Below are 18,077 nucleotides of genomic sequence, written 5' to 3'. Positions count from 1 at the left end.
CACCTTTGCGGGTGGTCTTTTTTGTATCTTATGGAAGAATCATCTAAAGAATATTTGTTACAAAATATCCCTGGAATCACGAAAGAGGATATTGAAATTTTGTGGCCTTACACAACTTTACGGAAGTTCAAATCCGGGGAAACTTACATCAGGCCGGGCGAGAATAACCGTAAGGTTTACTTCATTAAAAGTGGAATTGTTCGCGTTTATCATCTGGAAGCTAACGGCACAGAAAAGACCATTCTTTTTCACAATAAGAAGAGTTTTTTCGGGAATTATGACGGGATTATTTACAATCAGCCATCGAGATATTTTTATCAATCCATCGGTGAAACAGAGCTTTTTGAACTGACTTATGACGCTATTCATATTGGTTCACAAAAAAGTCTGACCATTAATAATCTGCGGGCGAATATGTTCCTAACTATGATTGGAATTCTTTTGCAAAATATCGAAGATTTTGTACTTCTAAATCCGGAAGAAAGATATCAGAAACATCTGGAAGAAAATGCAAAAGTCTTGCAAAAAGTACCTTCAAAATATATTGCTTCTCTATTGGGAATCACACCAGTATCTCTTAGCAGAATAAAAAAGAGACTTTTTAAAGGAAATTAACAAACGTTAATTTTTGTTCCGAAAATTCATTTTACATTTGCAGTCCCTAATAAGGTCCTCTAAAAAAATCTATCCGAACACAAATGGTGATAAATAAGAGGACTTTATTTTTTTATAAGCCTACCACAAATCCCACACTCGGGATAAATCCTGTACTGAAAATACTGCTTCTTTCCTTCCACAACACATTGTACATCAATCCAAATTGTGCAAATGCATTATTTCCTATCGGTTGCATATAACCGCCGCCGAGATACAGCGCCGTTTCATCTGTATCAAATTTATACCCTGTGAATTTTTCTTCAGAATTAATGAAATATTGCTGAAGATTAGCGCCTACAAAGAAAGAACGGGCAAAATAGTAATTCATAAAAGGACCAACGCCAAACATTGTCGATTTGTAAAAATCTGAAGTTTGCCAGGAAACATTTCCGATAACGCCGCCTTCCAATTGGTCTGTGATTTTATAACCGATCTTGGAGAAACTTGTAGATTGAAATAACTATCACTACCGAAACCAACGCCCAATCCGCCACCGAAAGTCCAGCGGTTGGTTTGAGTTCCGGAACTCATTGCAATTTGCGAAAAGCTTAGAACGCTAATTAGAATTAAGGAAAGACTGAATAATTTTTTCATAATTAATGTGGTTTTTTATGTTGACATTTTAATCAAGGTTGACTCTCGCAGCCCGACTTGAACGGAAATCCTTTTTTGCTGTGGGAAAGTATTGGCAAAAAAGATTGGGAGTGGAAGGCGGATAAAGCTGCCCAAATAATTAATGTTGCTAATATCGTTTTTATCAATCCTTAAAATTATGGTTTTTTTGCGAAAGTTTTAATTGTATTTTTGCATCCTCAAACTAAGAACTCCCGTCAAGAGTTTCGTAAAATTGAAATCAAATGAAAATAGTAGTTGGCCTCTCCGGAGGCGTAGATTCTAGCGTGACAGCTTATCTTTTGCAGCAACAAGGTCACGAAGTTATCGCACTTTTTATGCGAAACTGGAACGATGCATCGGTGACATTGGAAGATGAATGCCCTTGGATTGAAGACAGTAATGATGCGCTTCTCGTCGCACAAAAATTAGGAATTCCTTATCAGGTCATCGATATGAGCGAGCTCTACAAGGAGCGAATCGTGGATTATATGTTTGACGAATATCAAAAGGGAAGAACGCCAAATCCAGATGTACTTTGTAACCGCGAAGTGAAATTCGATGTGTTTATGAAAACGGCTTTATCGCTTGGTGCTGAGAAAGTTGCAACCGGACATTATGCGCGCGTGACTTCTACTTTTGATGAAAAAGGGAAAGAGATTTTTCACTTGCTTGCAGGTAAAGATAATAACAAAGACCAAAGTTATTTTCTTTGTCAGTTGAGTCAAGACCAATTGTCAAAAGCGTTGTTTCCCATCGGAGAATTGACGAAACCTGAAGTTCGGGAAATTGCTAAAGAAATCGGTTTGGTAACCGCGGACAAGAAAGATTCTCAGGGACTTTGCTTTATTGGGAAAGTGAGTTTGCCGACATTCTTACAACAGCAGCTTGTTCCGAAAGAAGGAGAAATTGTTGAGATTTTTAATGACTTTGCTGAGTTTCATAAAGAGACTCCAACTTTTAATTCAAAATTAGAAGAGCTGGAATATCTGTCGGCGAAAATCAATTATAAAAAAGAGGACGGAAAAGTGATTGGCAAGCATCAAGGTGCGCAGTTTTTCACGATTGGGCAAAGCAAAGGTTTGGGAATTGGTGGTCACAAGGAATCTTGTTTCATCATCTGCCGAGAGATGGAAAATAATATCATCTTCGTAGGTGAAGGGAAAAATTTCCCCGGACTTTTCCGAAAAGCTTTGAAAATTGAAAATGCCGAATTGCATTGGGTTCGTGAAGATTTGAGATTGAAAAACGGCGAATCTATGGAAGTTTTGGCAAGAATCCGCTACAGACAAACTTTGGAAAAAGCAACGATTCATCAATTCGAAAATGGATTCTATATGGAGTTTGAAAATCCTCAGTCTGCTATTGCTGAAGGACAATTTGCGGCTTGGTACATCGATGATGAATTGATTGGAAGCGGCGTGATTGCTTAAAAATAAATTGAATTAAATAGTTGAACAGGCTTTGCGGAATTTTCGTGAAACCTGTTTTTTCTAATTTCCAGCCAGCCAATCCTTAAAATCCTTCACTCTATCACGACTTACCGTAATTTCTTCGTTTGGTTGGAACTCCAAATCTACTTTATAATTAGGAGAAATGTGAATGTTTTTGATGTAATCTGAGCTGATGATGAATTGTCTGTTGACACGGAAAAATTTGGAAGGCTCGAGGACATTTTCGAGTTCATCAAGAGTAAAATCTGTAGGGAAATTTCTTTCTTTGGTTTGAAGATAGACGATTTTGTTCTCGCTGTAGAAACAGATGACTTCATTGATGGAAACCACCTTCAAATTATAACCAATTTTGACCAAAATCCGTGAAAGTGTTGCCTGTTCTTTTTTAACGATTTGTCTGATTTCCTGTGAATTAACAGCGCCTTGTTCCGGTAAGAATGATTTGAATTTTTCAATTGCTTTTGCCAAATCTTCTTCCTCGATAGGTTTCAAAAGATAATCGATGCTGTTGAGTTTGAAGGCCTTCAAAGTATATTGGTCAAAAGCTGTAGTGTAAATGATAAAAGCCTTCGTCGAAACTTTATCAAAAATATCAAACGACAATCCGTCACCGAGAACTATGTCAGAAAAAATCAATTGTGGATGTTCATTTTCCTGAAACCAATCGACTGATTCTTCTACAGAATTAAGGCTTGCAACTACTTCTAAATCAGAAAACAAACTCAATAATTTTTCAAGTCGTCTGACTGCCGGTTTTTCGTCTTCGATGATTATCGTTCTTATCATTTTTATAGTTTATTTTATTTGATTCGAAATTAGTTAAAATATTATTTTTCTTTGTCCATTATTTCCCGAATTTTTCGCTCTTCCCAATCTTTCCCGAGAACAAATTGAGGAACAAAAACACTCATTGCGTGGGCAAGCAAACCAATTCCCCAGAAAAATAAAGTGACGAAATTTTCTGGCTTGAAATAACTTTCTCCGGGTTTTAGATTTTGGATATTAATAAATACAATCAACAGATTGACAAGAACATAAATCGTCAAATGGATATAAAACCCTTTCAGTTTTTTCACTCTTTTCTTAGCCTCAAGATATTTGATATCGTTTTTATCTTTAATAATTTCCATTGTTTTGCTTTTTGAGTTCTTTATTAATCATATCATTTTCCCAATCGGAGTTGAAGAAAAACAGCTTAATTCCTTTGATTGCGAGAATCAATCCCCAGATGATAAAAATCCAGGAAACCTGCATCTCTCCAAGGTTTTGTGGAAACCCGTGTTTGAAGAATTTGATGCCATAAACGATTCCGAACACAATTGCGAAAACCAAAATCCCAGTATAGAATTTTTTGATTTTTCTTACTCTTTCCACAGCCATTTCGTAACGTGGATTTTCTTTATTAATAATTTCCATTTTATTTAGTTTTTAAGGTTATTTTGATTGTTCATTATTTCCCGAATCTTATGTTCTTCCCACTTTTTACCTGTAAAAAGATAGATTGAATATCCCAAAATGCTGATTCCAAATCCAACTACTGGAAACCAAAACCAATGAAAGTCGGGATTAGTTTTTAAGTTGATAAAAATGAGATAAGGCATCAGAATAACGATTCCAGAAAGCATTATATAAAAAGCTTTTATTTCTTTCATTCGTGCTTTGGCCAGCTTCAGTTTTAGTTTCTCAAAATCAGTTTCCATCACTAATATTTTTTGAAATCATCCTTGCGTAGAATCTCCTGAATCTTTTTTTCTTCCCAGTTTTTACCTATGGCAAAAACGTTCATTCCGTGAGCTGCTAATCCAATTCCCCATCCTAACATTGGCCAGTAAAACCAGATTTCTGTTGGAGAAGTGAGCAGATTGATAATTGCCAAAAATGGAATAATAATGCAATATGATATTAAATTTCCGTAGAAACCTTTCAGTTCTTTTACTCTTTTTACCGCTTTTTCGTAAGCAACATTTTCTGTAGTTTGTGAGGTGTAAGTTGTCATTGTTTGGGTATTTTTTTCTATTAATATTGGTATTTTTACTTTGAAGTTTTCTTCTGATTTTTCTATATAAACATTGTCTTTGGTTAGAAGTGCGTATCGTTGAACGATGTTTGCCAAACCGATTCCTGCGCTTTCTTTCAGTTGTTCTCTTACCTGAAGATTATTTTCGATGCAGAGAAATTTCCCTTCTGAGAAGACCCTGATGTTCAATGGTTTTGATGACGTGGCAAAATTATGTTTGATGCAATTCTCCAGTAATAATTGTAATGAAAGCGGTACAACTAGTTTTTTTAAATCATCAGGATTAACATCAAATGTGAAACTTACGCTATCTTCAAATCTGGTTTTCAAAAGGTTGCAGTAGATTTTAGCAAATTCTATTTCATCTTCCACTTTTACCATTTCCTTGTCTTTTTGCTCCAAAACATATCGGTAGATTTTCGACATCGATGTTGTGAACTTCTGCGCCTGTTCCGGATTTTCATCAATCAAAGCGGTTAAAACATTCAACGAATTGAAGAGGAAATGCGGATCCAATTGGTTCTTCAAAGATTCGAACTGGGCGTTGGCAGATTTGGCGATGAGTTTCTGTTCCACGACTTCTTTTTTCGTGTTCTTTTTCAGTTCCTCCATAAAGCCTTTGGCGTGAAGGAATGCCGAAATCATCAACGCAAAATTTATCATAAACCAATTGGTAAAAGTATATTTTCCGGAAAAAATATCTTCTGGAGTAGCCACTTTTTGAATGACCACATAGTTCATATAATTACACGCATAAACCATTATGAAGTTGACAATTAATGTTGCTACGATTCCAAGAATGGTTCTAAGTCTGGTTTGTTCTGTCCACGATAGTTTTTTATTGAGAAAATCATTCACATAACCATTACTCAACCCTAAGCCGAATGCATACATTGCCGAAATTAGCAAGTTGTAACCAAAGCTTTCTAAAGTTTTTTCATCAGAGAAAAAAGTGAAGAAAAAAATGGATGAGCCCAGTGTAATCCACGTTAGCGTTATTAATGGTTTTTTATTCATATTCTAATTGCTTGGTTCAAAATTATGACAGAAAGAAAAGTTAGGCAATTATATATGACCGAATTGTTAAAAAATCCTACTGAACTGTAAAAAGTACCGCTTGGAATCTTAAATTTTTGATAAGATTGAGGTTTGCCACTCAAAAAGGAACATCTTTTGCTTGGAAAAAAATATTAATCTTTAATCATATGAAGAGAAACGTAGAAATCATCTTTGCCGGAATCTTCGGGACAGCAGCTGTTCTGGGCGTTTTGGTGGCGAGAAAATATTTAAGAAACAGAGTTTACAACAGCGATTATTCTGACCATCATCATTTATTCGGGAATTCCAGGAGAAATCCTTATGCAGCCGCGGATGACGGCGTAGAGTTAGACGCATTTTTATGACACACACTATTTAATTACACAAATTTCCGGTTCTCACGAACCGGATTTTTTTTGTGGAAAACTTTCCGGAATTTTAAGAGAGATTTTATTTTTCTAATGATAATTTTGAAGATAATAATTCCAATCAATTTTAGCGCAAAGGCGGAAGTTTCTATTTCAAAGCTTCTGTAAGTCGCAAATATTTGCGGCTTGATATGAGCTCAATGACACTTTAATTTGTGCCTTTGCGTTATTTTTTTCCAATAAAAAATGTCAAATTTCATCCCAAAAGGGCAAGGCGCTCAACGAAATGTTGTCAACAAATTTGACCGATTCACGCACGAACCGGAAGATTATGAATTGGATTTAATCAAAACGCAGGTCACAGAAGTTTTCCCGAAAAGCATCATCAATATTGTAAAAAGTCCGGATTTGCCGATGGATTATTCTATGAATCCGTACCAAGGTTGCGAACACGGCTGTTCCTATTGTTTCGCCCGACCAACACACGAGTTTTGGGGCTACAGCGCAGGCGTCGATTTCGAAAGAAAACTGATGGTCAAGAAAAATGCGCCCGAACTTCTGGAGAAAACGTTTCAGAAGAAATCTTACGTTCCAAAACCGATTATGCTTTCCGGAAACACCGATTGTTATCAACCGATTGAAAGAGAATTTGAAATCACGAGAAAACTGTTGCAAGTTTGTTTGGATTACAGAAATCCGGTTTCCATCATCACCAAAAACGCTTTGGTCTTGAGAGATATTGATATTCTCGAAAAAATGGCAGAGAAAAATCTGATTTCGGTTTCGCTGAGCATTCCGACAATCAACGAAGAACTCCGACGCGTGATGGAACCACGAACTTCAACCGCAAAAAACAAACTGAAAGCCATAGAAGTTTTATCTGAAAAAAACATTCCTGTAAATGTGATGATTGCACCCGTAATTCCAGGTTTGACCAGCGATGAAAGTCTCGGCATAATGAAAGCGGTTTCTGAAGCTGGTGCGAGAAGTTGCGGTTATACTTTGGTCAGATTGAATGACACTGTTGAGCCAGTTTTTATCCAATGGCTGGAAACGCATTTCCCCGACAGAAAAGACAAAGTTCTGAATCTCATCCGCTCGATGAGAGGTGGAAATCTAGGAGAGAAGAGATATTTCCAGCGTTATCAAGGCGAAGGAAATATTGCAGAGATGATTCATAAAACCTTTGAAATCGGGAAGAAGAAGTTTTTTAATAATCGTGAAAGAGCAAGTTTGACGACTGAGCATTTTACTGGAAGCCGAACACAACAATTGCGCTTGTTTTAGGTTTTTTATCACAAGGCCTGAGGTTATTTTAAATTCTAATTCAAAAAAGTCGCAAATTTAAATTTAAACTGCGACTTAGAAGCGATTAGTTTGTCTATATTTTCCGTCTTTGCGATAAAATAAACAAGTCTTTTGATTAAATTTGCAAACTGATTTATTTCTCAGTAAATTTCTACAATGAAGCAATATTCCGCAAAACGCAGTATCCAGATTCTCGCACATATTCTTGAACAATACGGCATCGACAAAATCATCATTTCTCCAGGTTCCAGAAATGCGCCTTTATCGATTCATTTTTCCGAGATTGATGCGTTCCAATGTTACAGTATTGTGGACGAGAGAGCGGCAGCATTTGTTGGTTTGGGAATTTCAAAATCAATCAAAAAACCTGTCGCAATCACTTGTACAAGCGGTTCCGCAGCAACCAATTATTATCCTGCCGTTGTAGAAGCGTTTTATCAGAATATTCCGCTTTTGATTTTGACGGCTGACAGACCTTCGGATTTTGTGGATTTGTTTGACGGACAAACCATTCGTCAGAAAAACCTTTTTCAGCAACATTCTTACGGCGACTTCGAGTTATTGGAAGATGAGAAAGACGGCGCAGACGACCACAACTTCGAAACCATCAAAAAAGCAGTTGAACTCTGCATCGAAAAAAGCGGCCCGGTTCACATCAATATTCCTTTGAATGAGCCTCTTTATAACTTGATAGATGAGTTGCCGGTTTTGCCAATCGTAGAAAAAACGATTCAGAAAAAGACTTACGAAATTCCTTCAAATCTGATTGCGGATTGGCATACTTCCAAACGAATTCTAATTTTAACCGGATCGTTAGACCCAAATCCGGAATTATCGGCTCAGCTTTCTCAATTGGTTAAAAATCATACCGTTGTCGTTTTGACGGAAATGAATTCAAATCTTCAACACGAGAAATTCTTCGCTCATATCGACCGATATATCACAGATTTTACTGAAGAAGATTACAGAACTTACGCACCGGATTTGCTAATTACAATCGGACAAAATGTAGTTTCCAAAAGAGTAAAACAATTCCTTAGAAAAGCCAAACCAGCACAACATTGGCACATTGATGAATATTGGCAGCCAGACACTTATTTCGCTTTAACTCAAAAAATTGAAACTAAAGCTGAAGTTTTCTTTTCCAAATTATTAAAATCCATCAATCTTGAACCAAGACCATTCTTCAATCTTTGGGACGTTTTGAAAGATAAAAAAGACGCAAAACACGAGGAATACTTGAACAAAGCACCATTCTCAGATTTCTATCTTTTCAATCAGTTATCAAATCATATTCCTGAGAATTACAAGATTCATTTCTCGAATAGTTCGGCAATCCGATATGCGCAATTGTTTGATTATCAAAAGCACGATGTTTATTGTAATCGAGGAACCAGCGGGATCGATGGCTGTACTTCTACTGCAATGGGATTTGCAATGATGGAAGATGAACCCACGATTTTGATTACCGGAGATTTGTCGTTTTTCTATGATATCAATGGACTTTGGAACCAATATATTCCGCCTTACACTAGGATTGTGATTTTCAACAACGGTGAAGGCAATATTTTCAGAATCATTCCGGGACCAAACGGAACCAATGCTTTGGACGAATTTATTGCGACGACACATCACAGGAATGCAGAATTATTGGCGAAAAATTTCGGTTTTGATTATACGAAAGTTGAGGACGAAATTACATTAGACAGAGTTTTACCCAACTTTTTCAAGTCCAATCCGAAACCAAAGATTTTAGAAGTGATGACTTCTGAATGTAATAATGCGGATATTTTGAAGCAGTATTTTGAATCTTTGAAATAAACCTATGATAAAGAAAATTTTATTTTATGTCTCTGCGATATCGCTTTGCGCTTGTACAGCACGGAAAACAAATTCTATTGAGAAAAACTTTCTATTGCCGGACGAAGGGGAAGCAAAATACTACCTGATAGATCAAATAAGAATAGCCCAAAAGGACAAAAGACTCGGAGAAAATCCAATGTTAATTATAAATGGATCTGTAATTTATTATTCTTATAAAGAGAAGATAGAGCCAATTCAAATTAAAGAATCACAAATTAAAACAATTCAGTTTACGAAAGCTGAAAATTGTGTGAGTTTATATGGTAAGGCTTGTGCTGACGGATTAGTAACTATTACAGCCTCATATTAATATTGCCTTAAAAGATTAAATCCGATTCTTCTTTCGGTAGATTGATAATTTTTTCAATCGGATAAATGAACATTTCATCAAAATCATTGAGTGCATTAATCAGTTGAAAATGTGAAAATTCCTTAATGTTATCAAGCGTAATTTCAGTTTCTTCGATTTTCTTTGAGCTTAATAAACTTTGTCGCATCACACCATTCAGCAAGTAATTCTTTGACGTAAACCAGGTTTTATCTTTCAGGAAAAGGAGATTGGAATAAGATGTGTCTATGATTTGATTTTCTTTAACAATGATAATTTCGTCTGCTCCGCTGTCATTTTTTAATTTTTGGAATTGCCTTCTGTCGGCTGATTTGAAAGTGTAATCAATTTCATTATCTATGACCAATTCGAAATCATCGTGTTCTGAAATGGCGTACGGAACAATCTGGGTTTTGAAATTGTTATCCAGATCATATTCAATTCGGAATTTGTAAAGTCCGTCTTCGTCGTGTTTCAGGTTTAAAAATAAATCTTGAATTTCTATTTTACATTCCTTTCCGAAATAAGAAAATGTCTCATTCATTCTTTTTTGATGAAGTTCTGTCAGGAAGATTTTTTGGTCTTCCACTTTGATGCTTTCAATAAATTGGGACATAAATTTTGTTTTTCATTTCTTCGTATTCGCTTTTTAACTCGCTTTGGTGCGTGATTCCGCCGCCGCTTTTAAAAAAGAGTTTTTCGTTTTCTTTTTCAATAAATCTGATCATCACGCAGGAATCCAAATTTTTTCCGTCAAAATAGCCTGCAATTCCGGTGTAAAAACCTCGGTCATATTTCTCAGCTTCGAGGATGATTTCCAATGTTTTCGGTTTTGGCGCACCGAGAATAGAACCGGCTGGCAAAAGTTTTTGGAGAATTGAACCGATTTTGTTTTGAAACTCCGGTTTGATTTCGCCTTCGATTTCGGAACTCATTGCAAGGAGATCTTTTTGTTTTGTTTTGATGAAATCGATTCTTTGAAAATCTTTAACGCGAACATTGTTGGCAACCATACTCAAATCGTTTCTCAGTAAATCTACGACTGTGTAATGTTCCGCTTTTTCTTTCGGGTCGTTTTTCAGAATATTTTCTGCATTTTCAATTTCCGCATCAATTGTTCCTTTCATCGGATGCGTAAAAATCTTATTATCAATGATTTCGATAAATGTTTCCGGCGAAAAACATACGAATTCCTTAGGAGCCAAAATTTTATATTTTGCTTTTGAAAATTTGAAAATATCTTCCAAAGTCAAACTGGTTTCAATCTCGGTTTTTCTGGTGTAATTAGTCAAATAAGAATTTCCTTTTCTCAAGTTTTCCTGAACAATTCCGAATCCTCTTTGATAATCTTCTAATGTTTCAGGGAAAGATTTCCATTCAAAGTTTGGAATTGGCTCGTGTTCATTTTTTACGTTTGTAAGATTATGAAAATCAATCAACAAACTATTATTTTCAATTTCGTTTTGAGTGAAAATTCTGACCACATCCATTAAAAAATTGATCAGAAAAAAAAAGGGTTCTTTTCTTTCTGATAATTCGTCCATTACTTGAAACTTCGGATTCTGAAACATAAAAACAAAATTAAGAGAAAAGATGATAGAGAAAAGATAAAAGACTTAAAATGTGATTTATCAATTCTTATCGAGTATTTTTGCAAAAATTTTGAGAATGACGACGCCAAAACCGGAAATTGGAAAAATACTGACAGAAGCTTACGAATACTGGATGAAGACTTTGCCGTTTCAGTTTTTGTTCACGGTAATTTATTTTGCTGTGACGATGTTTGCCGGATCGTACGCATTCCGATATTACGGTCTTTTTGAAGAAGTTCAGAAATTTCAGGGCTTGATTTATACAGACGGAAGGGCGTTTTTTAATAAATATGGCGAACTGATGCAAACCGAAAACGCCATTTTGTTTTTGCAGGTGATGATGGTTATCAAAGCGGTGATTTTCCCTCTGAATATTGGCTTTCTAAAAATCTACAGAAAACTGGATCTTGGTGAAAAACCGGAAACGAGTGATCTTTTTGCGGGTTTTAGCGGGCATTATTTCTTTCTGTTTGTGATGTACTCGCTGGCCTGGAGCGTGATCAGTAATTTCATTTCCTTCTTTATTTTCCTTTGGATCCCGATGGCTTTGTTTGTTCCTGCATTGATTTTCTTCAAAGGTTTTAATTATTTCCAATCTTTCAAAATCAGTGTTCAGACGTTTAAAGATCATTTTATTCTGATGTTTATTGCGACGATTGTTTCGATTCTGTTTTCTTACAGCGGATTTATTATGTTTTTCTTTGGAATTTTTCTGACTTTCCCGTTTTGGAATGCGATGATCTATGTTCTTTACAAACATTTGATCGGTGATTTTGAGGAATAATTGTTTATGAGTTAATTTGATTCAAGAAAATTTTATGTAGATTTGATTATAAACTTCAAACTTAAACTACTATGGACAATTTTAATGAATTCGATTCTCCTGCCAATGTTCCAACCAGGGAAACCAGCAGTATTATTTCTCACGCTCTGGAAATTTTTAAGAACACATTTTTATACTGTTTTCTTGCAGTCGTGATTTACTTTTTGCTCAGCATTGTCATTCAATTATTGACTGGTTTTGATTCTCAGCTTTTCGTGGAGCAGGTAAGAGAGAGAGGTGATGGATTCGGTTATGGCGATATTATTGCCACACCTGGTTTTGTAACTTACAGTGGCGCCAATTTTCTTGTGACGCTTCTTTTGACGCCTATTTTTGTCAGTTTGATCTATGTTGCCAACAAATCGAATTTCAAACAACCAATTGTGGTTTCTGACATCTTTTTTGCATACAAACAGAATTTTATCAACATTGTTATTTATGCACTCATTACTCAGATTGCACTTTTTATTTTGTTAATAATGTGTGTTTTGCCTGCCGTTTTTGTTATGCCTTTCTTTTTCTTAGGTTATCCTATTCTTATTTTTGAAAAAGCAAGTGCTTTTGATGCGCTTAAAAAATCATTTGCCATTGTTCAGGAAAATTATGGCACAATTTTACTTACAGCATTGCTTGCTGGCCTTATCAGTATTGCCGGAGTTGTTTTGTGCTGTGTCGGGATTTACCTTACGATCCCTTTTGTTTACGTCGCAATGTACTCTACCTACTGTGCTTATCAAGGTGCACCAAGACAATTAGATAACTATAAACAATAAAAACTATGTCAGATTCCGGTAAACCTATTGATTCTGTTGTAATAAAACAGATCGCTTTAATTCTTTTGATCTGCCTTCTGGTCGGATTGATTTGCTGGAATCTGGCATTATTTCTCCCTTCATTTTTAGGAGCCGTTACGTTGTACATTGTTTGCAAAAAATACAATTATTATCTTGTTGAAGAGAAAAACTGGAAACCTTGGGTAGCCGCATTGGCTCTCATGCTTGCATCACTGATTATTTTGATTCTTCCCGTTTACTTTATTGTAGATATGCTTGTTGCCAAAGCAGGTAATGCTCAGGTTTATATGGAGAAATTCAATGTTTTTCTGGAGAAGATTCACGTTTTTATCTTTCAAAAAGTTGGTTTTGACATTCTTAGCAAAGAGAATATCACCAAGGTTACAAACTTTGCAGGTACGCTTTCTACAAGAGCTTTGAGTACCACTGTAAATACTTTTACAGTGATTGTATCCATGTATTTTATCTTGTATTTTATGTTTGTAAAAGCTCGGTTTTTTGAAAGAATCGTAGCGAGAGCAATGCCTTTCAAACGAGCAAATACAAAATTACTTGGTGACAAATTTACTAAGCTGGTGTTAGCTAATGCCATTGGTATTCCTGTTGTAGCCATTGGTCAAGGTGTGGTTGCCCTTATTGGATACTGGATTTTCGGTGCGCCAAGTGCAATTCTTCTATTCGCTCTTACTGCTGTCTCATCTATGCTCCCAGTAGTTGGTGCAGCTATCGTGTATGTTCCTGTCGGTATTTTTATGATTGCAGAAGGTGATTCTACCGGAGGAATTGGAGTGATAATTTATGGACTTGTAGTCGTAGGACTTACAGATAATCTACTTCGATTCACATTACTGAAAAAACTGGAAGACATCCATCCATTGGTTACTGTTTTCGGGATCATTCTGGGGATGAATCTTTTTGGATTTATGGGATTGATTTTCGGTCCGATTTTAATGTCGATCACAGTTTTGCTGATTCAGGTTTACAGAGATGAGTTTTCGGATGAAGATACACCGCCGGAATTACAGATCCCGAATGACAACGATGAGCTGGATCAAAAAATAAATTTAATAGTATAATGGAAGGTCTGAATCCAGAAATCCTCAGGGAAATTTGTGAAGTTCGAATGCCGTTTGGGAAACACAAAGATATGATCCTTGCAGATTTGCCAATCAGTTATCTGGAATGGTTTCAAAGTCAGGGAATGCCAAAAGGTAAACTCGGAATGCAGCTTTCTACAATTTACGAAATCAAAATCAATGGTTTGATGGATTTGCTAATTCCAATCCGCGGACAAGTCAATTATTCTAAAGATAAAAAAACGACTTATAAGTTTTAATTAATGAAAATCAAAAAAAAGATTAATACTGCAAGACGATCATTAATGCGACGTCTTACCAAAAATATTGGTAAATCAAATGCAGGTATTAAGAACAATCAAAACATAAAAATTCAAAGAATTCTGATTTCCAGACCAAATCACAGATTAGGAAATCTTCTTTTATTAACACCTTTGGTTCAGGAAGTCTCAAATACTTTTCCAGATGCGAAAATAGATCTTTTTGTAAAAGGCGGCGTAACGCCAATTATCTATAAAAACTACAAAAACATACATCGTTACAACCAGCTTCCTAAAAAGCCTTTCAGCAGTTTGGGGAAATATATCAAAGGTTGGTTTCAGCTGAAGTTTCGGAAATATGATTTGGCAATTAATTCCAATCCGGGTTCATCCTCCGGTCGATTGTCTATTCTTTCGACCAATTCTACTTACAAATTTTTTGGAGATCACGATGAAGAATTGAGTTCAAAATATCCGGATTACAACCACGATGCGAAGAAAACAATTTACAATCTGAGAAAATTCCTTACCGAACTGGGCTTTCCTGAAAACAATTCTAAAATCCCATCTTTAAAAATCATTTTAGACCAGGAAGAACTGGAAACCGGAAAAGCAAATTTTCAGAAAATCGTCCAAAACGATAAGAAAACCATTTGTCTTTTTACAAACGCAACTGGTGCCAAAATATATTCGGAAGAATGGTGGAATGCTTTTTACGATAAATTAAAAACGGCATTTCCGGATTACAATATTATAGAACTTTTGCCTGTAGAAAACATTTCAAAACTTAATTTCAAGATTCCACATTTTTACAGTACAGACATTCGGGAAATGAGCGGATTTTTAGCAAACTGCGCACTTTTTATCGCAGCAGACAATGGTGTGATGCATCTTGCGAGTGCTGTAAATGTGCCTACAATCGGGCTTTTCCAGGTGACGGATGAAACGATGTACAAACCTTACAACGACAAAAGCTTTTCCATCAACACAAATAATGTGGATATGGATAAAGTAATCGATCAAATCAAAACGTCTTTATAATATTAAAGCTCGAATTGATTTAAAAAACTATAACACAAATGACTATGAACTTTGTTCTTTCCGAGGTGTATTCTCAATACAAAAACGATATTTTAAACATTTTAAAGAATTTTAAAGATGATGGTGTTGTAGTTGGTCACGGAAATAGGAACGTCGTAAAATATTTTGTGGTTGGTGGTTTGAAATTCAATTTTAAATCATTCAAACAACATAATATTATAAATCGACACGTTTATAAATATTACCGTAAATCGAAATCCAGACGTTCTTACGAGTATGCTCAGATGCTTTTGGACAAAGGTTTCCACACGCCAAAACCCGTTGCTTTTATTGAAAATCACGATTTGATTGGCGTGACTTCCAGCTATTATGTGAGTGAGCAATTGGAGGATATTTTTACTTTAAATGATGCGCTTTACAATCCTGCTCTTCCGGACAGAGAACGGATTATTAAAGATTACACCAAGCTGATTTTCCAACTTCACGAAAATGGAATCGAATTCATTGATAATGCAGGCGGAAATTTCTTAATTAAAAAAGAAAATGAAACGTACCAGTTTTATCTCGTCGACCTCAACCGAATGAATTTTTATCAGGAAATTAATATTTCAAAGCGACTTCAAAACTTTGAACGTTTGACGAATGACCCGGAAATCATCAGATTAATCAGCGAAGAATATGCAAAACTTTCCGGAACAACTTATGAGTTTTGCTCGCAAAAAATCGTTGATTTTGCTAAGAAAAAGGCTTTCAAACTTAAAATTAAAAGAATCCTGAAGTTCTATAAATTCTTTCTGAAAAAAAGTTAAGCTTTCAACGCAGCGATTTCGTCTCTCAGCTTCGCCGCTTTTATGAAGTCCAGGTTTTTGGCCGCGGCTTCCATTTCTTTTTGTTTTGCAGCCACGATTTTTTGTATGTCTTCGCTTCCGTATGTTGCTTTTGTTTCCGCAACTTCCTGCATCAGAACTTTTTGAGTGTATTTTTCGTCCGGGAAATCTTTGCTTCTTCCTACCAGATTTTCACTGATTTTTTTGTTCAGTGCCATTGGAACTTTGCCGTGTTCTGTGTTGTACTGCATCTGCTTTTCACGACGGTAAAGTGTTTCATCGATTGCGGCCTGCATAGATTTTGTCATTTTATCCGCATACATTATCGCTCGCCCGTTTAGGTTTCTTGCCGCTCTACCAACTGTTTGAATCATTGATCTTCTGGAACGCAGCATTCCTTCTTTATCAGCATCCAAAATCGCAACCAGCGAAACTTCCGGTAAATCCAATCCTTCTCTTAAAAGATTGACACCGACCAAAACATCAAACAACCCAAGACGCAAATCCTGCATAATCTGAATCCTTTCCAATGTCTCCACATCTGAGTGAATATATCGAGTTCGGATTCCGACTTTCGTGAAATATTTAGTCAGTTCTTCCGCCATTTTTTTGGTTAAGGTTGTTACCAAAACACGTTCGTCCGCTTCTTCTCTTTTATGAATTTCCTCAATGAGATCATCAATTTGATTCATTGTTGGGCGAACCTCGATAATCGGATCTAAAAGTCCTGTTGGACGGATGATCTGTTCGATGTAAGTTCCGCCGGATTTTTCCAATTCGTAATCTGCAGGAGTTGCGGAAACATAGATTACTTGATTTTGCATCGTCTCGAACTCATCAAATTTCAAAGGTCGATTGTCCATCGCAGCGGGTAGACGGAAACCATGTTCTACCAAAACTTCTTTTCGGCTTCTGTCGCCTCCGTACATGGCATGAACCTGTGGGATTGTTACGTGACTTTCATCAATCACCATCAGGAAATCTTTCGGGAAATAATCCAAAAGGCAAAATGGTCTTGATCCAGGCAAACGCCCATCCATATATCTGGAATAATTCTCGATTCCGGAACAGTAGCCTAACTCACGGATCATTTCTAAATCAAGCTCGGTTCTTTCTTCAAGACGCTTGGCTTCCAACGGTTTTTCAATCTCTCTGAAGAAATCGACTTGTTTTACCATATCATCCTGGATTTGACGAATTGCTCCTTGCATTGTTTCAGGTGTAGTCACGAAAAGATTTGCTGGATAAATATTAATCGTATCAAAGTTTGAAGTCACATTTCCTGAAACGGGATCAAAACTTTGAATAGTCTCAATCTGATCGCCGAAAAACTGAAGTCTGATCGCTGTATCAGCATAAGCCGGATAAACATCTATCACATCACCCTTCACACGGAAAGTTCCTCTTTGAAATTCATTCAAAGCTCTGGAATACAATGCACTAACTAAAGAATTAAGCAATCTCGTTCTGGAGATTTTTTCACTCTTGGTAATCGTAATCAATGACTTTTCAAATTCCTTTGGATTTCCAACACCATAAATACAGGAAACCGAGGCTACGATCAAAACATCTCGTCTTCCGGAAAGCAAACTTGCTGAGGCAGAAAGTCTCAGTTTTTCAACTTCTTCATTGATACTCAAGTCTTTCTCGATATAAGTATTTGTAGAAGCGATGAAGGCTTCCGGCTGATAGTAGTCGTAATAACTCACAAAATATTCTACCGCATTGTCCGGAAAAAACTCCTTGAACTCCATAAAAAGCTGAGCCGCCAAAGTCTTGTTGTGTGCCAAAACCAAAGTCGGTTTCTGAACCTGATTCACAACATTGGCAACTGTAAATGTTTTTCCGGAACCGGTAACACCTAAAAGGGTCTGGTATTTTTCGCCGATATTGATGCCTTCTACCAATTTCTCGATGGCTTTTGGCTGATCTCCAGTAGGTTTGTATTCTGATTGAAGTTTGAATTGCATAACACAAAAATACGAAAAAACGTTCCAAAAAATGGAACGTTTTACTATT

At 36.2% G+C, this 18,077-nt stretch carries 22 protein-coding genes; 12 read left to right on the top strand and 10 right to left on the bottom strand.

The features are described 5' to 3' along the window. The first annotated feature begins 30 nt into the window (after window positions 1–30). Window positions 31–615, top strand: coding sequence for a Crp/Fnr family transcriptional regulator (locus OPU68_RS00405; protein ID WP_498471964.1), 585 nt, complete (start codon window positions 31–33; stop codon window positions 613–615). A gap of 112 nt (window positions 616–727) precedes the next feature. Here the strand turns inward: OPU68_RS00405 and OPU68_RS00400 are convergent, their stop codons facing one another. Both OPU68_RS00400 and OPU68_RS00395 read right to left on the bottom strand, forming a co-directional pair. Beyond that, entirely contained in the window at window positions 728–985 is a 258-nt protein-coding gene (locus OPU68_RS00400) for a hypothetical protein (RefSeq protein WP_498471962.1), read from the bottom strand. Then, a complete protein-coding gene (locus tag OPU68_RS00395) occupies window positions 982–1,251 on the bottom strand; it encodes a hypothetical protein (RefSeq protein ID WP_498471961.1) in 270 nt (89 codons plus the stop codon). The genes OPU68_RS00400 and OPU68_RS00395 overlap by 4 nt, the downstream gene beginning before the upstream one ends. Before the next feature lie 263 nt (window positions 1,252–1,514). Here OPU68_RS00395 and mnmA point away from each other — a divergent pair, with 263 nt between their 5' ends. Then, window positions 1,515–2,702, top strand: a complete 1,188-nt coding sequence (gene mnmA, locus OPU68_RS00390) for a tRNA 2-thiouridine(34) synthase MnmA (protein ID WP_498471960.1) — start codon at window positions 1,515–1,517, stop codon at window positions 2,700–2,702. A gap of 60 nt (window positions 2,703–2,762) precedes the next feature. Here the strand turns inward: mnmA and OPU68_RS00385 are convergent, their stop codons facing one another. Genes OPU68_RS00385 through OPU68_RS00365 form a run of 5 tightly spaced genes read right to left on the bottom strand, consistent with a single transcriptional unit; the run spans window position 2,763 to window position 5,757 of the window. Further along, window positions 2,763–3,509: a LytR/AlgR family response regulator transcription factor gene (locus tag OPU68_RS00385; protein ID WP_498471958.1), complete on the bottom strand. Its 747-nt coding sequence runs from the start codon at window positions 3,507–3,509 to the stop codon at window positions 2,763–2,765. Window positions 3,510–3,550: 41 nt separating this feature from the next. Beyond that, window positions 3,551–3,853 carry a 2TM domain-containing protein gene (locus OPU68_RS00380; protein ID WP_498471957.1) on the bottom strand — a complete coding sequence of 101 codons (303 nt, stop codon included), beginning with the start codon at window positions 3,851–3,853 and terminating at the stop codon, window positions 3,551–3,553. Next, window positions 3,840–4,139 (bottom strand): 2TM domain-containing protein, encoded by a 300-nt coding sequence (locus OPU68_RS00375; RefSeq protein WP_498471956.1) that lies wholly within the window; start codon window positions 4,137–4,139, stop codon window positions 3,840–3,842. The genes OPU68_RS00380 and OPU68_RS00375 overlap by 14 nt, the downstream gene beginning before the upstream one ends. A gap of 5 nt (window positions 4,140–4,144) precedes the next feature. Then, entirely contained in the window at window positions 4,145–4,423 is a 279-nt protein-coding gene (locus OPU68_RS00370) for a 2TM domain-containing protein (RefSeq protein ID WP_498471955.1), read from the bottom strand. Between the two features lie 2 nt (window positions 4,424–4,425). Continuing rightward, complete coding sequence (locus OPU68_RS00365; protein WP_498471954.1) at window positions 4,426–5,757, bottom strand: 2TM domain-containing protein; 1,332 nt, start codon at window positions 5,755–5,757, stop codon at window positions 4,426–4,428. 188 nt (window positions 5,758–5,945) lie between these two features. Between OPU68_RS00365 and OPU68_RS00360 the strand changes: the two genes are divergently transcribed. The 4 genes from OPU68_RS00360 (at window position 5,946) to OPU68_RS00345 (ending at window position 9,627) form a co-directional block, all read left to right on the top strand. Beyond that, window positions 5,946–6,143 (top strand): hypothetical protein, encoded by a 198-nt coding sequence (locus OPU68_RS00360; RefSeq protein WP_498471953.1) that lies wholly within the window; start codon window positions 5,946–5,948, stop codon window positions 6,141–6,143. Window positions 6,144–6,392: 249 nt separating this feature from the next. Further along, window positions 6,393–7,433: a PA0069 family radical SAM protein gene (locus tag OPU68_RS00355; RefSeq protein ID WP_498471952.1), complete on the top strand. Its 1,041-nt coding sequence runs from the start codon at window positions 6,393–6,395 to the stop codon at window positions 7,431–7,433. Window positions 7,434–7,610: 177 nt separating this feature from the next. Continuing rightward, window positions 7,611–9,275 carry a 2-succinyl-5-enolpyruvyl-6-hydroxy-3-cyclohexene-1-carboxylic-acid synthase gene (menD, locus tag OPU68_RS00350; protein ID WP_498471951.1) on the top strand — a complete coding sequence of 555 codons (1,665 nt, stop codon included), beginning with the start codon at window positions 7,611–7,613 and terminating at the stop codon, window positions 9,273–9,275. Window positions 9,276–9,279: 4 nt separating this feature from the next. Beyond that, window positions 9,280–9,627 carry a hypothetical protein gene (locus OPU68_RS00345; RefSeq protein WP_498471950.1) on the top strand — a complete coding sequence of 116 codons (348 nt, stop codon included), beginning with the start codon at window positions 9,280–9,282 and terminating at the stop codon, window positions 9,625–9,627. Between the two features lie 7 nt (window positions 9,628–9,634). On the opposite strand, the gene OPU68_RS00340 is transcribed toward OPU68_RS00345, so the two are convergent. Together OPU68_RS00340 and OPU68_RS00335 are read right to left on the bottom strand one after the other, a co-directional pair. After that, window positions 9,635–10,261 (bottom strand): aminotransferase class IV, encoded by a 627-nt coding sequence (locus OPU68_RS00340; protein ID WP_498471949.1) that lies wholly within the window; start codon window positions 10,259–10,261, stop codon window positions 9,635–9,637. Beyond that, window positions 10,245–11,189: an aminodeoxychorismate synthase component I gene (locus tag OPU68_RS00335; RefSeq protein WP_498471948.1), complete on the bottom strand. Its 945-nt coding sequence runs from the start codon at window positions 11,187–11,189 to the stop codon at window positions 10,245–10,247. The genes OPU68_RS00340 and OPU68_RS00335 overlap by 17 nt, the downstream gene beginning before the upstream one ends. 124 nt (window positions 11,190–11,313) lie before the next feature. Here OPU68_RS00335 and OPU68_RS00330 point away from each other — a divergent pair, with 124 nt between their 5' ends. From OPU68_RS00330 to OPU68_RS00305, 6 genes are all read left to right on the top strand, one after another. Then, complete coding sequence (locus tag OPU68_RS00330; protein ID WP_498471947.1) at window positions 11,314–12,021, top strand: hypothetical protein; 708 nt, start codon at window positions 11,314–11,316, stop codon at window positions 12,019–12,021. A gap of 71 nt (window positions 12,022–12,092) precedes the next feature. Then, complete coding sequence (locus OPU68_RS00325) at window positions 12,093–12,833, top strand: beta-carotene 15,15'-monooxygenase (protein ID WP_498471946.1); 741 nt, start codon at window positions 12,093–12,095, stop codon at window positions 12,831–12,833. A gap of 5 nt (window positions 12,834–12,838) precedes the next feature. Then, on the top strand, window positions 12,839–13,930 hold the full coding sequence (locus OPU68_RS00320) for an AI-2E family transporter (RefSeq protein WP_498471945.1): 1,092 nt from the start codon (window positions 12,839–12,841) through the stop codon (window positions 13,928–13,930). Between the two features lie 8 nt (window positions 13,931–13,938). Continuing rightward, a complete protein-coding gene (locus tag OPU68_RS00315; RefSeq protein WP_498472330.1) occupies window positions 13,939–14,190 on the top strand; it encodes a DUF3820 family protein in 252 nt (83 codons plus the stop codon). Window positions 14,191–14,193: 3 nt separating this feature from the next. Next, the gene (locus tag OPU68_RS00310) at window positions 14,194–15,231 is read left to right on the top strand and encodes a glycosyltransferase family 9 protein (RefSeq protein WP_498471944.1); all 1,038 of its coding nucleotides are present in this window, start codon (window positions 14,194–14,196) and stop codon (window positions 15,229–15,231) included. Window positions 15,232–15,269: 38 nt separating this feature from the next. After that, complete coding sequence (locus OPU68_RS00305; RefSeq protein ID WP_498471943.1) at window positions 15,270–16,040, top strand: lipopolysaccharide kinase InaA family protein; 771 nt, start codon at window positions 15,270–15,272, stop codon at window positions 16,038–16,040. Here the strand turns inward: OPU68_RS00305 and uvrB are convergent. Beyond that, the gene (uvrB, locus tag OPU68_RS00300) at window positions 16,037–18,028 is read right to left on the bottom strand and encodes an excinuclease ABC subunit UvrB (protein ID WP_498471942.1); all 1,992 of its coding nucleotides are present in this window, start codon (window positions 18,026–18,028) and stop codon (window positions 16,037–16,039) included. The two genes, OPU68_RS00305 and uvrB, sit on opposite strands and share 4 nt — an antisense overlap. Window positions 18,029–18,077: the final 49 nt, after the last annotated feature.

It is taken from the genome of Chryseobacterium sp. TB1-D10, assembly GCF_059803555.1.
This window is presented reverse-complemented; position numbering and strand designations above follow the sequence as displayed.

What these genes read in the sequence shown, in the direction of transcription:
- OPU68_RS00400 (WP_498471962.1), bottom strand. Translation starts at nt 985, where the DNA reads ATGAATTACTATTTTGCCCGTTCTTTCTTTGTAGGCGCTAATCTTCAG.
- OPU68_RS00335 (WP_498471948.1), bottom strand. Translation starts at nt 11,189, where the DNA reads ATGGACGAATTATCAGAAAGAAAAGAACCCTTTTTTTTTCTGATCAAT.
- OPU68_RS00340 (WP_498471949.1), bottom strand. Translation starts at nt 10,261, where the DNA reads ATGTCCCAATTTATTGAAAGCATCAAAGTGGAAGACCAAAAAATCTTC.
- uvrB (WP_498471942.1), bottom strand. Translation starts at nt 18,028, where the DNA reads ATGCAATTCAAACTTCAATCAGAATACAAACCTACTGGAGATCAGCCA.
- OPU68_RS00370 (WP_498471955.1), bottom strand. Translation starts at nt 4,423, where the DNA reads ATGGAAACTGATTTTGAGAAACTAAAACTGAAGCTGGCCAAAGCACGA.
- menD (WP_498471951.1), top strand. Translation starts at nt 7,611, where the DNA reads ATGAAGCAATATTCCGCAAAACGCAGTATCCAGATTCTCGCACATATT.
- OPU68_RS00320 (WP_498471945.1), top strand. Translation starts at nt 12,839, where the DNA reads ATGTCAGATTCCGGTAAACCTATTGATTCTGTTGTAATAAAACAGATC.
- OPU68_RS00360 (WP_498471953.1), top strand. Translation starts at nt 5,946, where the DNA reads ATGAAGAGAAACGTAGAAATCATCTTTGCCGGAATCTTCGGGACAGCA.
- OPU68_RS00395 (WP_498471961.1), bottom strand. Translation starts at nt 1,251, where the DNA reads ATGAAAAAATTATTCAGTCTTTCCTTAATTCTAATTAGCGTTCTAAGC.
- OPU68_RS00380 (WP_498471957.1), bottom strand. Translation starts at nt 3,853, where the DNA reads ATGGAAATTATTAAAGATAAAAACGATATCAAATATCTTGAGGCTAAG.
- OPU68_RS00330 (WP_498471947.1), top strand. Translation starts at nt 11,314, where the DNA reads ATGACGACGCCAAAACCGGAAATTGGAAAAATACTGACAGAAGCTTAC.
- OPU68_RS00325 (WP_498471946.1), top strand. Translation starts at nt 12,093, where the DNA reads ATGGACAATTTTAATGAATTCGATTCTCCTGCCAATGTTCCAACCAGG.
- OPU68_RS00365 (WP_498471954.1), bottom strand. Translation starts at nt 5,757, where the DNA reads ATGAATAAAAAACCATTAATAACGCTAACGTGGATTACACTGGGCTCA.
- OPU68_RS00385 (WP_498471958.1), bottom strand. Translation starts at nt 3,509, where the DNA reads ATGATAAGAACGATAATCATCGAAGACGAAAAACCGGCAGTCAGACGA.
- OPU68_RS00405 (WP_498471964.1), top strand. Translation starts at nt 31, where the DNA reads ATGGAAGAATCATCTAAAGAATATTTGTTACAAAATATCCCTGGAATC.
- OPU68_RS00355 (WP_498471952.1), top strand. Translation starts at nt 6,393, where the DNA reads ATGTCAAATTTCATCCCAAAAGGGCAAGGCGCTCAACGAAATGTTGTC.
- OPU68_RS00345 (WP_498471950.1), top strand. Translation starts at nt 9,280, where the DNA reads ATGATAAAGAAAATTTTATTTTATGTCTCTGCGATATCGCTTTGCGCT.
- OPU68_RS00310 (WP_498471944.1), top strand. Translation starts at nt 14,194, where the DNA reads ATGAAAATCAAAAAAAAGATTAATACTGCAAGACGATCATTAATGCGA.
- OPU68_RS00375 (WP_498471956.1), bottom strand. Translation starts at nt 4,139, where the DNA reads ATGGAAATTATTAATAAAGAAAATCCACGTTACGAAATGGCTGTGGAA.
- mnmA (WP_498471960.1), top strand. Translation starts at nt 1,515, where the DNA reads ATGAAAATAGTAGTTGGCCTCTCCGGAGGCGTAGATTCTAGCGTGACA.
- OPU68_RS00305 (WP_498471943.1), top strand. Translation starts at nt 15,270, where the DNA reads ATGACTATGAACTTTGTTCTTTCCGAGGTGTATTCTCAATACAAAAAC.